The sequence below is a fragment of the Pseudomonas sp. 9_2_1 genome (genome assembly GCF_059295275.1).
This window is the reverse complement of sequence record NZ_CM181239.1, coordinates 196,796-210,837: the sequence shown is the minus strand read 5'-3', so window position 1 is coordinate 210,837 and position 14,042 is coordinate 196,796. Positions and strand designations below refer to the sequence as shown.

The 14,042-nt window shown below is 63.0% G+C and carries 16 protein-coding genes and 1 pseudogene; 9 read left to right on the top strand and 8 right to left on the bottom strand.

Features of this window, described 5'->3' with window-relative positions; translation table 11 throughout:
- Positions 1 to 24 precede the first annotated feature (24 nt).
- The 5 genes from AC5O5I_RS00855 to AC5O5I_RS00835 all read left to right on the top strand — a co-directional run bounded on the left by AC5O5I_RS00855 (position 25) and on the right by AC5O5I_RS00835 (position 4,536).
- Complete coding sequence (locus AC5O5I_RS00855; RefSeq protein WP_172229668.1) at positions 25 to 759, top strand: hypothetical protein; 735 nt, start codon at positions 25 to 27, stop codon at positions 757 to 759.
- A 13-nt stretch (positions 760 to 772) separates the two neighbouring features.
- Entirely contained in the window at positions 773 to 1,276 is a 504-nt protein-coding gene (locus AC5O5I_RS00850; protein WP_172287457.1) for a hypothetical protein, read from the top strand.
- A gap of 46 nt (positions 1,277 to 1,322) precedes the next feature.
- Positions 1,323 to 2,555, top strand: a complete 1,233-nt coding sequence (locus tag AC5O5I_RS00845) for a vWA domain-containing protein (RefSeq protein WP_494511916.1) — start codon at positions 1,323 to 1,325, stop codon at positions 2,553 to 2,555.
- 8 nt (positions 2,556 to 2,563) lie between these two features.
- The gene (locus AC5O5I_RS00840) at positions 2,564 to 3,850 is read left to right on the top strand and encodes a VWA domain-containing protein (RefSeq protein ID WP_494511915.1); all 1,287 of its coding nucleotides are present in this window, start codon (positions 2,564 to 2,566) and stop codon (positions 3,848 to 3,850) included.
- 248 nt (positions 3,851 to 4,098) lie between these two features.
- Entirely contained in the window at positions 4,099 to 4,536 is a 438-nt protein-coding gene (locus AC5O5I_RS00835; protein WP_172287460.1) for a CBS domain-containing protein, read from the top strand.
- An 8-nt stretch (positions 4,537 to 4,544) separates the two neighbouring features.
- Here AC5O5I_RS00835 and AC5O5I_RS00830 read toward each other — a convergent pair whose 3' ends face one another.
- The 3 genes from AC5O5I_RS00830 to AC5O5I_RS00820 all read right to left on the bottom strand — a co-directional run bounded on the left by AC5O5I_RS00830 (position 4,545) and on the right by AC5O5I_RS00820 (position 6,013).
- Positions 4,545 to 5,183, bottom strand: a complete 639-nt coding sequence (locus AC5O5I_RS00830) for an NADH:ubiquinone oxidoreductase subunit N (protein WP_172232250.1) — start codon at positions 5,181 to 5,183, stop codon at positions 4,545 to 4,547.
- 68 nt (positions 5,184 to 5,251) lie between these two features.
- Positions 5,252 to 5,494, bottom strand: a complete 243-nt coding sequence (locus AC5O5I_RS00825) for a DUF2789 domain-containing protein (protein ID WP_172232253.1) — start codon at positions 5,492 to 5,494, stop codon at positions 5,252 to 5,254.
- 60 nt (positions 5,495 to 5,554) lie between these two features.
- A complete protein-coding gene (locus AC5O5I_RS00820) occupies positions 5,555 to 6,013 on the bottom strand; it encodes an aminoacyl-tRNA deacylase (RefSeq protein ID WP_172232256.1) in 459 nt (152 codons plus the stop codon).
- Between the two features lie 182 nt (positions 6,014 to 6,195).
- Between AC5O5I_RS00820 and AC5O5I_RS00815 the strand changes: the two are divergent.
- Both AC5O5I_RS00815 and AC5O5I_RS00810 read left to right on the top strand, forming a co-directional pair.
- Positions 6,196 to 6,678, top strand: a pseudogene (locus tag AC5O5I_RS00815) (NfeD family protein); the annotation flags it as partial.
- Between the two features lie 2 nt (positions 6,679 to 6,680).
- Positions 6,681 to 7,433: a slipin family protein gene (locus tag AC5O5I_RS00810; RefSeq protein WP_172232259.1), complete on the top strand. Its 753-nt coding sequence runs from the start codon at positions 6,681 to 6,683 to the stop codon at positions 7,431 to 7,433.
- A gap of 48 nt (positions 7,434 to 7,481) precedes the next feature.
- Here AC5O5I_RS00810 and AC5O5I_RS00805 read toward each other — a convergent pair whose 3' ends face one another.
- Both AC5O5I_RS00805 and AC5O5I_RS00800 read right to left on the bottom strand, forming a co-directional pair.
- Positions 7,482 to 8,114, bottom strand: a complete 633-nt coding sequence (locus AC5O5I_RS00805; protein WP_494511914.1) for a LysE family transporter — start codon at positions 8,112 to 8,114, stop codon at positions 7,482 to 7,484.
- A gap of 201 nt (positions 8,115 to 8,315) precedes the next feature.
- A complete protein-coding gene (locus tag AC5O5I_RS00800) occupies positions 8,316 to 10,226 on the bottom strand; it encodes an ATP-binding cassette domain-containing protein (RefSeq protein ID WP_172231820.1) in 1,911 nt (636 codons plus the stop codon).
- Positions 10,227 to 10,276: 50 nt separating this feature from the next.
- On the opposite strand from AC5O5I_RS00800, the gene AC5O5I_RS00795 reads away from it, so the two are divergent.
- Entirely contained in the window at positions 10,277 to 10,759 is a 483-nt protein-coding gene (locus AC5O5I_RS00795; RefSeq protein WP_172286901.1) for a TIGR02444 family protein, read from the top strand.
- Here the strand turns inward: AC5O5I_RS00795 and AC5O5I_RS00790 are convergent.
- Positions 10,735 to 11,784, bottom strand: a complete 1,050-nt coding sequence (locus AC5O5I_RS00790) for an AlgP family protein (protein ID WP_172231826.1) — start codon at positions 11,782 to 11,784, stop codon at positions 10,735 to 10,737. The genes AC5O5I_RS00795 and AC5O5I_RS00790 overlap by 25 nt on opposite strands.
- A 329-nt stretch (positions 11,785 to 12,113) precedes the next feature.
- Between AC5O5I_RS00790 and AC5O5I_RS00785 the strand changes: the two genes are divergently transcribed.
- Positions 12,114 to 12,752: an FKBP-type peptidyl-prolyl cis-trans isomerase gene (locus AC5O5I_RS00785; RefSeq protein WP_172286903.1), complete on the top strand. Its 639-nt coding sequence runs from the start codon at positions 12,114 to 12,116 to the stop codon at positions 12,750 to 12,752.
- 9 nt (positions 12,753 to 12,761) lie between these two features.
- Here the strand turns inward: AC5O5I_RS00785 and rsd are convergent, their stop codons facing one another.
- On the bottom strand, positions 12,762 to 13,232 hold the full coding sequence (rsd, locus tag AC5O5I_RS00780) for a sigma D regulator (protein ID WP_172225456.1): 471 nt from the start codon (positions 13,230 to 13,232) through the stop codon (positions 12,762 to 12,764).
- A 231-nt stretch (positions 13,233 to 13,463) separates the two neighbouring features.
- Entirely contained in the window at positions 13,464 to 13,970 is a 507-nt protein-coding gene (locus AC5O5I_RS00775; RefSeq protein ID WP_172225458.1) for a disulfide bond formation protein B, read from the bottom strand.
- Positions 13,971 to 14,042: the final 72 nt, after the last annotated feature.

Below are 14,042 nucleotides of genomic sequence, written 5' to 3'. Positions count from 1 at the left end.
CCCAAGGACCCCAGGAACCGCACCATGACCAACCCGACATCGACCCGCATCACACCTTGGCTCAGTCTGCTCATGGCTGCGTGCCTGGCCTTTACCGGTTGCGCCAACACCGGCAGTTCGCTGACCGGTAGCCAGGGCACCGCCGACCCGCGCCTGACCACCGGCAACGATGCCAAGTTCTTCACCACCTCGGGCTTCCAGGCCTGCGCCATTGCCGCTGGCGGCGGCATCCTCGCCTGCATGCTGTCCAACTCCGGCAACAAGGCTGCCTGCTCGATCATCGCCGGTGTCGCCGCGTGCGGTGTGGCCATGGGGGCCAACTATTACCTGGACCAGCGCCGGGCAAAGTATGCCGATACCACCGAGCGCCTGAATGCGATGACCACCGAAGTGCAGGGTGAAACCGCCAAGGTCGCGGAGCGCACCAACACGCTGCAGCGCGTGATCAACGACGACAAGCAACAGCTCGCCAGCATTCAGAAAAGCATCAAGGCCAAGACCGTGGACAAGGCCAAGGCGCAGCAGGACATCGCCAACATCGACCAGAACATCGGCCTGATGCGCAAAGACCTGAACAACATGAAAGCCCGCGTTACCGAATACCAGCAGGTCACCAAGCTGGAGCGCGATGGCGGCGCCAGCCAGGCCGAAGTGCAGAAGGTGGAAAGCGAAATCGCCAAGATGAACACCAAGGTCGCGTCGCTGCAGCAGGAGGTCGACGGCCTCTACAGCCAGCGCTCGGCCATTACCCTGGGCTGAAGGAGAGCACCCCATGTTCGTGCGTAATTGCTTGTGCCTGGCCCTGCTGGCCAGCCTTGCCGGGTGTGCAACCACTGCCTCGCAGTGCAATGCCTCCGACAGCAACGCCAGCCTGATTGGCAAACTCAACTGCGACTACGGCGGCGGCTATGCCGAAGGCGTGCGCAACAGCGAGCAGAACCTGCTGAGTGCCAAAGAGCAGAACCGCCAGTTCAACGAGGTCTACGCGCAGTTGAGTGCGCTGCAGGCCTCGACCCGCCAGGACCTGCAAAGCCAGCAGCGCCAGCAGGCCAGCCTGGAGCAGTCGTTGAATGGGCTGCTCGGCACCCTCAAGGCCCGCCATGGCAACAAGAGCGATGTGCAGAAGCAGATCGCCAGCCTGGAGCAGCAGCTCAAGACCAACCAGGCGGCACCCTCGCAAAATGCCAGCAACGCCCAGATCGAAGCCCGCAAACAAAAACTCAAGGACCTGCAACAACAGGTCAGCCGCCTTCAGCTGAGCCTGGGTTACGAGTAGAACCTCTTCGGCAGCTTCGGCTGCCGAATCTTTTCAGGATATGCACATGCAGCGGGTCACCCGCGACACCAGCCCCGCCAGCAACGACCTGCGGGTGCTCGAACAAGCCATGGCGATCATCGTCAGGCATTTCCCACCAAGCATCGCTCATCAGTTTGCCACCCCGCGCGACGGCAAGGATGGCCTGCGCGAATGGTGGTCGGAGCTGCAAGGCCAGCCACACCGCTACCACGACCTTGAGGCCGAGCAGCAAGCTGCCTTGCTGCGGTTTTACGACGAGCGTCAGGACGCGGTACGCCAACTGGTCGGCAAACTGCAAAGCCTGGGCCAGACCAATGAGGCAGCGCTGCTGGAAAAACTCATCCGGCCTGCCGACCTGAACAACCTGTACAGCGTCAACGGCCAGCCGCTGGTCGTGCGCTGGGCCGAGCCGGCCCCGGTCACGCCTGCAACCGCACCCTTGCCCGCCCCAGCGCCAGTGGTGCGCCGGCGCCGGGTATGGCTGCCGTGGTTCCTGCTGCCGTTGCTTGGCCTGCTGTTGCTGGCCCTGGCCTTGTGGTTGGGCTGGCCGTATCTGCAGCACTGGCTTGGCAGCCGCCCTGCCACGCCCTTCGCCTGCGTGAAAGGCACGCAGCTGCAGCCGCCCGAATTTGCCGTGGTGCTCGACACCTCGGGCTCGATGCAACTCAACGTTGCCGCTACCCCGGAGGACGAAGCGTGGTTCTTCAAGCACATCAATGATGACCCGAACATCGATCAGCAGCGCGTCGCGCACATTACCCAGGCCCCCGTGCGCATGGACGTGGCCAAGAGCAGCCTGACCCACCTGATCAACGACCTGCACCCGGCGATCGACATGCGCGTGGTGACCTTCGACGGCTGTCGCGCTCCCCTGGACCATGGCGTGTTCAAGCTTGCCCAGCGTCCGGCGCTGATCGAAGGCATCCAGGCACTCGAGCCCAATGATGGCACCGCCCTGGCGGCCAGCCTGGACGTGACGGCCAGGGCCATGAACGGCCGTGACCGCGACGGGGTGATATTAATGTTTATCGACGGTGCCGACGGGTGCGAGCAGGACGTGTGTGCAGTGGCGCAGCGTATCGCCCGCGAGCAGCCACGCCTGCGCGTCAACCTGATCGACATCAGCAACAGCAACCTGGCCAGCTGCGTCGCCGAGCAAACCGGTGGTCGCATCTATTCCGCCAACGATGCCGAGCAGGTGGCCACAGCCCTCAAGGACGCCAGCCAGGAAGTTTCCAGCACGGCCGATTGCGACTAGGACGAACCATGCAAAGGGTAAACCGCGACACCCATGCCAGCCAGGATGCTGCCAGTGCCCTCGAACAGCGGGTGGCGCTGATTCGCCAGCATTTTCCGCCGGGCATCGCTCACCTGTACGCGATACCGAGGCAGGGGCGCGACGGCGTACTGGAATGGTGGTCCGAGCTGGAAGGGCAACCGCACCTGTATGCCACGCTGGATCGCGAGCAGCAGGCCGCGCTGCTCAGGCGCTACCAAGAACGCCAGGCAGCCGTCGGCCAGTTGGCGGACGAACTGCACAAACGCGGCCAGGCACCGGCCGCAGAGGCGTTGCGCACGCTGATCGGGCACCCGGACCTGGCCAACCTGTACAGCATCAACGGCGAACCGCTGGTGATTCGCTGGGGGCAACCGGCACCTGCCACGGCAAAGCCGGCGCCGCCTCCGCCACCGCCAAAGGTAGCGCCGGCGCAACCGAAACCCGCGCCAACCGCAAAACCCGCCACCAAGCGAAGCGTAGTGCTGGTCGAGCGCCGCCGCTGGCGCCTGTGGCCGTGGTTGCTGCTGGGTCTGTTATTGCTGCTGCTCTATGGGTTGTACAGCAGCTGGCCGGCGCTGTACCAGCGCTGGCAAGGCTACACGCAGGCGGCAATCTGTATGCCGGGGGGTGGCTTCCAGGCCTCGGAGTTTGCGGTGGTGCTGGACACCTCCGGCTCCATGGACCAGCGCATCAGGGTGAAACAGGCGGAAGACCCCTGGTACATCGGCTTGCTCACCCGTATTCCGTTCGTCGATGAGCTGCTGGCCAACAACCAGCCGCAACGGCTGACCCGCATGGACGTGGCGAAAAGCTCGCTGACTGCCGTGATCGGCGACCTGGACAAGAACGTGGACATGCGCCTGATCACCTTCGATGGCTGCCGCAGCCCGGTGGACCACGGGGTCTTCGGCCAAGGCCAGCGTGCCGACCTGGTCAAACGCATCGCAGATCTGAAAGCACGTGGCGGTACAGGGCTGGGCATCAGCCTGGAAGCGGCAGCCAGCAAGCTGAACGGGCGGGACCGCGACGCTGTGATCGTGATGTTCGTGGATGGCCGGGACAGTTGCGGCACCAGTGTGTGCAGCGTGTCGGAACAGATAGCCAAGAGCCAGCCACGCCTGCGGATCAACGTGGTCAACATCAGCGCCAGCACCGGTTCCAATTGCGCAGCCAGCAATACCGGCGGGCGGGTTTACACCGCCAACGATGCAGCCGCAGTGGCGGCGGCCCTCAAGGAGGCGAGCCAGGAGGTTGCCGCGAGTGGTTGCCTGTAGACGCAGTGATGGATGGCACCGGCTGCGCCGGTGTTCGCGGCTAAAGCCGCTCCCACAGATGCACCACAGGCCTTGAGGTCAGTGCCACTCCGGAGGGAGCGGCTTTGCCGCGAAGAGGCCCGCACAGGCGAACACCGATGACGTTTTTCAATCGACTGCATGCCGTTTCCTGCATTGCCGTGCAGAGCGCCGTGTCGGATGCTTTAGTTACTCCGAGACAGCGCCGTTTTCCACCCGCAGAGGCCCGTATGAAGACCGTCGAACAAATCCTCAAGACCAAGTCCCAGCACCAGACCGTGTACACCATCGGCCCGGATGACTCGGTGCTCGACGCCCTGAAAATGCTGGCGGAGAAAAACGTCGGTGCGTTGCCCGTTGTCGAGGGCAACCAGGTGGTGGGTATCGTCAGTGAACGGGACTATGCACGCAAACTGGTACTCAAGGGCCGCTCTTCCGCCGCCACCCCGGTGCGCGAAATCATGAGTGCGCCGGTGGTCACCGTGGAACCCAAGCAGAACCTCGAGTACTGCATGAACCTGATGACCAACCGCCACCTGCGCCACCTGCCAGTGGTCAGCAACGGAGAGTTGCTCGGTCTGCTGTCGATTGGTGACCTGGTCAAGGAAACCATCGCCGAACAGGCCGGCCTCATCCTGCAGTTGGAGCAATACATCCGCGGCGAATGAGGCCCCTCTCAATGGTAGGCGCGCTCCAGTTCGTCCAGTTGATGGTCGAAGCTGCGCAGGCGCGCCGACCAGGTATACACCAGCACTTCCAGGTCACGGTTGAGCACGGCGGTATTGCCATGGCCGCTAGGGGTGGGTTCGCCAAGGTCCAGCTGATAGCGCTCGCGGGCCATGGCCTGGGCAACGCTGGACAGGTCGCGGGCATTGGCCAGCCAGTGGTGGTGATGGTCGTGAATTTCGCGGTCAAGCGTGCGGCACTGGCGCTTCAGCGCATCCAGGCTCTGCTCCAGCGGGGTGCCCTTGAGCTCACCCATGACCTCTTCGAACGTACGCCCCGAATGCCAGTAGCTGCCCCAGAAATAGCGGTCGAACACGGTTTCGACGCGGCGCAGCGCGACCTTGGTGTTCCAGATGGTCAGCAGCGTTCGGCCCTGGGTCACTTCGCGCTTGTTCAAGTGCAGCTGCTGCCAGGCGATCCAGGTCAGCGTCACCAAAGCAGCCGCCACAGTGATTGCAGCGGCGGCATACAGAAAGTGCACCGCCTGGTTCATCTGTTGCGTATGCCTGATGCCGTAGAAGTAACTGGCCGTCAGCGTGCCCAGGATCATCACGGAGCACCAGAAACCTGGTGCGTAGGGATCTTTCATGGCGCTATCCCCTATTGTTTTCCTGAGCATAGCAACGGCCAATCACTCGTCAGGTGCCGCTCGGCACTTTATTTTTTCTGGGGATGAAGCGCCTCGTTCAGTTGGTCGATCATGGGAATCCAGTCGTCATCAGCGATGTATTTTTCTTTCAGGAAATCGCGCTGCGAATCGTTCCAGAATGGGGCATCGACCAGTTTCACATCGTCGTCGAGCGGTGAGTGAGTCGTGATGAACCTGTCGATTTCGACCGGGTCGTCAGACAGCCCCAACTGTTTGAAAATTTCAGACAAAGGATGAATCGGATTGTCCATGGTTCCTCCTCGGTGCCGAACCGATCATCGACGATGCCGGCCCGGCATGGGTTGAGAGCATCAGCTGAGCTCACGCACTTCGGCGCGCGGCACCAGCTTCAAATATTGCTCCATGCTCATGTGAATCAGATGATCGTGATCACCCGCCTCCAGATAGACATCGCCCTGGCGAGTAAGACTCGAATCAAGCAGCATCTTTATCTGGTATGCATCGCCCAACGCAGGCACGGCCCCCCGTTCGCAGTCGCCGAACAGGCTCGGCAGGCCGCTTTCACGGGTCAGTTGCCAGGCCCCCGACATGCGCACCTTGCTCATGTCCAGATGCCGGTTGGCCGGTAGTACGGCCATGATGTAGTTGCCATGCCGGTCATCGAGCATCACCGACTTGGCGACCCGCTCGGCGGGCACGCCAGCCGTGCGGGCCGACTCCAGGCTGGTGGCCGAATGTGGATGGGGAATGATGTCGTAGTCGCAGTTGGCCTTGTCCAGGCGATTCTGCAGGGTCTTTGCCATACGCATGGTGCACCTCCGGTTTCGCCCCCCAATCTTCAATTTTAGGCCGGCTGCCGGCAGCCGGGGCTAAACTTGTTGTATGAGGACGACCGAGGTGACGACAGGTGATCGCCCGCTGCTGGCGCTGGCTGTTGCTGCTGTTGCTGCTTGGCATCACGCCGAGCGGTCAGGCTGCGGCCGGTGAGCAAGCCGTGCTGTTGTTGCCGGTGAGTGTCGCCGGCGCGGCACTGATCCTCCTCGGCATCGCCTTCATGCTCGCCGAAGCCTTCCTGCCCAACTACGGCGTAGTCGGCTTTGCCGGCATCATCGCCTTCGTGGTCGGCGCGCTGTGCCTGATCGACACCGATACCCCCGGCTTCGGCCTCCCGCTGGCCTTGGTCGCTACGGTGGCACTGCTGCTGGTACTGCTGATCGGTGGGGTGCTGGCGACGGCCGTGAAGGCGCGCCGACGGGCGCTGGTAAGCGGCGACGCCGGCCTGCTGGGTAGCCTGGCCACCGTCACCCAGGTGATGGCGGGCAACCCGTTGCGTGGCGTGGTGCTGGCGCAAGGCGAGCAATGGCAAGTGCAATGCGCGACACCGCTGCAAGCCGGCCAGAACGTGCGGGTGACCGCGCGCAATGGCGTGATGCTGGAAGTCAGCGCCGCCGGGCTGGCGGCGCAAGGAGCGTGAGCATGTTCATGCAAGTGGGTTTCGGCGCGATAGCAGTCGTTGTGGCGATGCTGTTGCTGTCGGCATTTCGCATCCTGCGCGAATACGAGCGCGGCGTGGTGTTCCAGCTGGGACGCTTCTGGCAGGTGAAGGGGCCGGGGCTGATCCTGTTGATCCCGGTGATCCAGCAAATGGTCCGGGTCGACCTGCGCACCGTGGTGCTGGATGTACCGACGCAGGATGTGATCACCCGCGACAATGTCTCGGTCAAGGTCAACGCCGTGCTGTACTTCCGTGTGCTCGACCCGCAAAAGGCGATCATCCAGGTCGAGGACTTCATGGTGGCGACCAGCCAGTTGGCCCAGACCACCCTGCGCGCGGTGCTCGGCAAGCACGAACTGGATGAATTGCTGGCCGAGCGCGAACAGCTGAATGCGGATATCCGCCAGGTGCTGGATGCGCAGACTGATGCCTGGGGCATCAAGGTGGCCAACGTCGAGATCAAGCACGTCGACCTCAACGAATCGATGGTACGCGCCATCGCCCGCCAGGCCGAGGCCGAGCGCGAACGACGGGCCAAGGTGATCCATGCCGAGGGCGAATTGCAGGCGTCGGAAAAGCTGATGCAGGCGGCGCAGATGCTGGGCAAGGAGCCGGGGGCGATGCAGTTGCGCTACATGCAGACGCTGGGCGCGATTGCCGGGGACAAGAGCTCGACCATTGTCTTCCCGTTGCCGGTGGATTTGCTCAAGGGGTTGATGGACCGGCAGGAATAGCGGCAAGGCATTCGTCGGCGAGCCTGCGAATGCCTTGCCTGCGGTGTATCAGAGGGGCGCGCGGCGCAGGGTAGCCAGGAAGGTAGCGGCACCAATGAACAACCCGGCAAACGTGCGGTTCAGACGCCTCTGCTGCTTGGGCGTACGCAGCAGGCGCAGCACCCGCGAGGCCAGGCCGGTGTAGCCCGCCATCACCAGCATGTCCACGCTGATCATGGTTACCGTGATGGCCACATACTGCGGCAACAGCGGCGCATGCGGGTTGAGGAACTGCGGCAGCACCGCCAGCATGAACACCAACGCCTTGGGGTTGCTGACGTTGACCAGGAAGCCACGGAATACCAGGCTAAGCGGCTTGCCGATCGGGCGCACGGCGGACTCGTCGCTCATGTCCATCGGCAGGGCTCGCCACTGCTTGTAAGCCAGGTAGACAAGGTAGCCAACGCCGAACCATTTGATGACCTGGAAGGCCGTGGCAGAGGCAGCCAGCACGGCTCCGACACCGGCGGCAATAATGGCGATTTGGACAATCAGGCCCAACTGTAGGCCCAGGGCGTTCCAGTAACCACGCCAGAAGCCATATTGCAGGCCGCTGGACATCGAGGCGATCGCCCCGGCACCGGGTGAAAGGCTGATCACCCAACAGGCGGCAAAGAAGCCCAACCATACTTCCATCGACATCACGCACCTCGCTCGAACATATGTTGCAAAACGTTAAGCTAAGGCGTTGGTGAAAAAATAACCAGTTATTTTTGGGGGCGTTCGCCTTGAGACCTGCATCGTCTATGAGACCGAGCGCCGCCCGCGCGGCGCTCGATCTCACAGGCGCTGAAAGAGTCAAGGCGAACACCCTTCAGTCCTCACCCAATCCAAGCCCCCCGATCAAGACAGCGCCTCAAGCTCCGCCTGCATGCTTTCGAGGGTCTCCAGCGCTTCCATCCAGGCCTCTTCCAGCTCGCCTTCGCGCTGCTTGAGCTTGGTCTGGCGCGCCAGCAGGTCACGCAACTCATCCTTGCGTGCAGCTTCGTACAGACCGCCGTCACCCATGACGGTATCGATCTCGGCCAGTTGCGCGTGCACCTGGTTGAGCTCGCTTTCCAGCTTGTCAGCGGCTTTCTTGTGCGGGGCCAGTTGCTGGCGCAAGGCTGCCGCAGCCTGGCGCTGGGCTTTCTTGTCGGTCTTGTCCGGGTTGACCGGGGCAGCGCTGGCCGGGGCGCTGCGCTGGCGGAACTCGACCAGCCAGCGGCTGTAATCGTCGAGGTCGCCATCGAAGGTATCGACCTTGCCGTCGGCCACCAGCAGGAAATCGTCGGTGGTGCTCTTGAGCAAGTGACGGTCGTGGGATACCACCACCACCGCCCCCTCGAACTCCTGCAGGGCCATGGTCAGCGCCAGGCGCATTTCCAGGTCGAGGTGGTTGGTCGGCTCGTCCAGCAGCAGCAGGTTCGGCCGCTCCCAAGCGATAAGGGCCAGCGCCAGGCGGGCCTTTTCGCCACCGGAGAAATTCACTACCGGCTCGTCGGTGCGGGCACCGTGGAAGTCGAAACCACCCAGAAAGTCGCGCAGGGTCTGTTCGCGCTCGGTGGGGGCAATGCGCTGCAGGTGCAGCAGCGGGCTGGCCTTGTCGTCCAGCGAGTCCAGCTGGTGCTGGGCGAAATAGCCAACGGCCAGGTTTTCGCCACGTACCAGGCGGCCGGACAGCGGTTCGAGCTCGCCGGCGAGGTTCTTGATCAGGGTCGACTTGCCGGCACCGTTGGGGCCGAGCAGGCCGATACGCGCACCCGGTGTGAGCTGCAGCTTGACCTTGTCGAGGATGGCCTTGTCACCATAACCCAGGCGGCCTTCGGACATGCTCAGCAACGGGCTGGAGATTTTCTGCGATTCGCGGAAGACGAAGTCGAACGGCGAATCGACATGCGCCGCAGACAGCTCCTCCATGCGCTCCAGGGCCTTGATCCGGCTTTGAGCCTGGCGGGCCTTGGTGGCTTGCGCCTTGAAGCGGGCGATGTACTTTTCCATGTGCGCGCGCTGCGCCTGCTGCTTCTCGTAGGCTTGCTGCTGTTGCGCCAGGCGTTCGGCACGGGTGCGTTCGAAGGCGCTGTAGCCGCCCTTGTAAAGGTTCAGCTTGCGCTGTTCGACGTGCAGCACATGGTCGACCACGGCATCCAGGAAGTCGCGGTCGTGGGAGATCAGCAACAGCGTGCCGGGGTAGCCCTTGAGCCAGTCTTCAAGCCACAGGATGGCATCCAGGTCCAGGTGGTTGGTGGGCTCGTCGAGCAGCAGCAGGTCGGAAGGGCACATCAATGCCTGGGCCAGGTTCAGGCGCATCCGCCAGCCACCGGAAAAGTCGCCGACGCGGCGATCCATCTGCTCGTTGGTGAAGCCCAGGCCCGCCAGCAACTTGCGCGCACGGGCGTCGGCGGTATAACCGTCGGCGCTTTCCAGCTCACTGTGCAGGCGTGCCAGGGCGGTGCCGTCGTGGGCTTGCTCGGCCACCGCCAGTTCGGCCTGGACCTTGCGCAGGCGCACGTCGCCGTCGAGCACATAGTCCACGGCCAGGCGGTCGAGGGTGTCGACCTCCTGGCGCATGTGGGCAATGCGCCAGTCACCGGGCAGCAGGCAATCGCCGCCATCGGGCGACAGCTCACCGCGCAGCAAGGCGAACAGGCTGGATTTTCCGGCACCGTTGGCGCCGATCAGGCCGGCCTTGTGACCGGCGTGCAGGGTCATCTCGGCGCCATCTAGCAAGCGCTGCGGACCACGCTGTAAAGTGAGGTTGGATAGTCTGATCATGATGGTCGCGGAGTCTACCAGCTTCCTCGGCCCATAGCGCGAGTGGAACCATGCACACCGACCTGTGGAATCACGCCCTGGCCCTGTATACCAAGCCCGGCGTAGAGGCCGCCTGCCTTGACCTGCAGGCGCTGGGTGGCGATGTCTGCCTGCTGCTGTGCGCAACCTGGCTGCAAGCACGTGGGGTAGCGGTGGGGGACGCGCGCGTGCAGGCGCTGCGCGAGGTTGCCCAGCGCTGGCAGCAAGAAGTGGTCACCCCCTTACGCACCTTGCGCCAGCAATGGCGAGCTGCAGCGCAGGATGATGCGCAGCTGGCGACCTTGCGTGATCAGGTCAAGGGGTTGGAGCTGCAGGCCGAGAAGGCCTTGCTGGAGCGCTTGCAGAAACGCTCGCTACAGTGGCCCGCGGACTCGGCTGAGCCCACGGACGATTGGCTGACCCGGCTGGCGCCGGAACAGGCTCGGCACCACGACGCGCTGGGTCGGTTGCGCGTCGCGGCGGCCGCGCTTCAGGACGCCGAAGAAGGTGCCTGAGCCGGGGTGCTGGCAGGTGCCGAAGCGCCTGTCGAAGCTGCCGGAGAAGCTGAGTTGGTCGCAGTGGCCGGGGTGCTGGCGGGCGTAGACGGTTTCGCTTCGGCTGGCTTGCTGGCGGCCGGTTTGGCGGCGGCTGGCTTTGCAGCGGGTTTGGCCGCTGTACGTGCCGGTGCCTTGGCGGCAGCTGGTTTTGCAGCTGGCTTGGCGGCAGCGGCTTTCGCTGGCGCCGGCTTGGCCGCAGCAGTAGCTTTGGCTGCTGGCTTGGCCGCTGGTTTGGCTGCAGCAGCTTTGGCAGCTGGCTTGGCCGCAGGTTTGGCTGAAGCAGCGGCCTTGGCAGCTGGCTTGGCCGCAGGTTTGGCTGAAGCAGCGGCTTTGGCAGCTGGCTTGGCCGCAGGTTTGGCTGCAGCAGCGGCTTTGGTAGCTGGCTTGGCTGCAGGTTTGGCTGCAGCAGCGGCTTTGGCAGCTGGCTTGGCTGCAGGCTTCGCCGCAGCAGCAGTTCTGGCAGCTGGCTTGGCAGCAGGTTTGGCTGCAGCAGCAGTTCTGGCAGCTGGCTTGGCCGCAGGTTTCGCCCCAGCAGTAGCTCTGGTCGCTGGCTTGGCCGCAGCTGGCTTGGTGGTCTTGGCGGCGCGCTGATCAAGCGCCTTGGCAGCTGCTTCGCGAACCTTGCCTACACCCTGGGCCAGTTTCAGGCTGTCCTGAGCATCACGCTTGAGTTGCTGGATATACGCGCGAGTCTGGGTCTGACGTTCCTTGAGGGAATCGAGCAGGTCTTCAAGTTCGCCGATGGCTTTTTGCGCCTTGTTCTGCGCCTTGGCTTTACCTGCCTTGGCCGAATCCTGAAGTTTCAGGCGACCGTTGTGCAGTTTTTCCTGAGCCTTGCCACGCTGCTTTTCCAACTTGGCCAGCAGTTTCTCCGCATCAGCCAGCGCTTGTGAGCAGGCATCTTCCAAGTGTTCGAGCAGGCTGCCCGAAAGTTGCTGGAGCAGGTGCAACGGCGTACTTACTGGCTTCTTCTTGGCCGACATGGTTTACCTCCTGGCTGACGAGATTGCGGCTCATACTATGCTTCTGCTGCTACCGCCGCTAGGGCATGTTGACAGTAATATTTACGCCGCGTTGCATGCCTGGGCAAAGTTGTTATCTTGCAGCTGCATGAAAGTGTAGTTGCAGAATTAATCATTGCTGATATTTGCCAGTTGCCTTGCAACGCATCCCTGTAGGAGCGGCCTTGTGTCGCGATGGGCCGCAAAGCGGCCCCGGCAATATCAGCTTGATGCACAAACCCTGGGGGCGCTTCGCACCCCTATCGCGACACAAGGCCGCTCCTACACGGACTGCGCGCCAGGAGCCGACCATGCCTCGATATCTTGTTTTAGGTTTGTGCCTGCTGGCACCCATCGCCCTGGCGGACAGCGATGAGCACGACCTTGCCTACAGCCTGGGCGCCAGCCTGGGCGAGCGGCTGCGTCAGGACATGCCAGGCCTGCAGCTGGATGCGCTGGTCGAGGGGCTGCGCCAGTCCTACCAGGGCCAACCTTTGAAGCTGGACAAGGCACGCATGCAGGCCGTGCTCCAGCAGCACGAAACACAGGAAGGCGATGCCGCCACGCAAAAGTTGCAGGCTGCCGAAACACGCTTCATGGCCAATGAGCGCGGGCGTTACGGCATGCATGAATTACCGGAAGGTGTGCTGTACAGCGAACTGCAAGCTGGCACTGGCGCGCAGCCGAAACCGGGCGGGAAGGTACAGGTGCGCTATGTAGGCAGGCTGCCGGATGGCTCGGTGTTCGACCAGAACCAGACCCCTCAGTGGTTCAGCCTGGACTCGGTAATCGAAGGCTGGCAAGTGGCATTGCCGCAGATGCACGCTGGCGCCAAATGGCGCCTGGTGATTCCGTCAGCACAAGCCTACGGTGCCGAGGGCGCGGGTGACTTGATTGCACCCTACACGCCACTGGTATTCGAAATCGAGCTGCTGGCGGTTGGCGACTGACGCACGCCCTCAGGCCTCGACCGCACCTTCTTCCTTGTGGGCGTTGTGCAATACCTCGATCAGGCAGTCTTCAAGCTCGAAGCGCTCGTGCAACAGAGCGCCCAACTTGGTCAGCTTCTCGGCGAAACGCTCGGTGTCCTTGCATTCGCCCTTGGCGCAATGATCATTGAACGCCAATGCGATCTGGGTGCTGTCGTTGATCCGCGGGTTGATCTCCTCGGCCAGCTTCAGCGCCTTCTGGTCATCGAACGCCTTGGCCTCACTGACCAGCTGCTCGCAGACTTCGAAATGCCACGCCGAAACGTAGTCGACCAGCAGGCCGCAAAAATCCCCGTTCGTGTCCTTGTCGGCGAAGGCCGGCTTCAAATCGCGCAGTGCGCGGAAAGCCTGCACCAGTTCCTGGCGCTCCTTCAGCCAACGGTCGATCAGATCATGAACCCCACCCCAGCGTTCCTGGGCGTTCTGACAACTATCGAGCATGGCGATCTCTTCCCTTCTGGGTAGATGCCGCTGCACCTCGCGCGACGAAGACGAAGCACAAAGGTGACATCAGCAGGACGGCATCGAGCAGTTGTGTTTTCAGTATGCGTGCTGGGAGATTATTCCCGCACGGCCTGCCCTTCAAGGTACGCAGCAGACTAAGTTCATACAAGTGTTTAATACCCGGTGATATCGCCATTGGTCGCACTAATGGCCCCGCCTTGCGCCAGGTCAGGTTCTTGCCAGGCTGCGGAAACGATACGCCAGCAGGCAGCTCAAGGGCAGCATCGCCAAAAGCAGAAAGGCCAGCAGGCTCCACTCGGGCAGGGTGAGGTCAAGAAAGCTCCAGGTCAGCGAGTGGCAACCCGGGCCACCGAGCAACAGTTGCCGGGCAGCCTCGCCCCAGGATTGCTCGAGCAACCGCCCGATCGGCACGGGGCAGCCATGGCTCGCCCCATCGGCACCCTGCAACCAGACATGCCGTGCGGCCAGCAACGCGCCGGCCAGGGAGCAGCCCAACGTCGCCCGCGCGTAATGCCGGATGCCCTGCCCGCCTGGTGCCTGCAACACCGCCGCCAGGCACAGCAACGCATACACGCCAAGCACCAACCGCTGACTGAGGCACAACGGGCACGGCACCAGCCCGAGCATGTTTTCAAGCTGGAAGGACGCGGCCAGTACCGTCAGTGCGGCCAGGCAGGCAGGAAGAAAAAATGTGCGCAAACGGGCCGGCAGCATGGGCGGGGAAAGTCCGGGGAAAATGTAGTGGCTTGAAACAGTAGAGGAACGACGCGCATTGTTTCAAGGCGA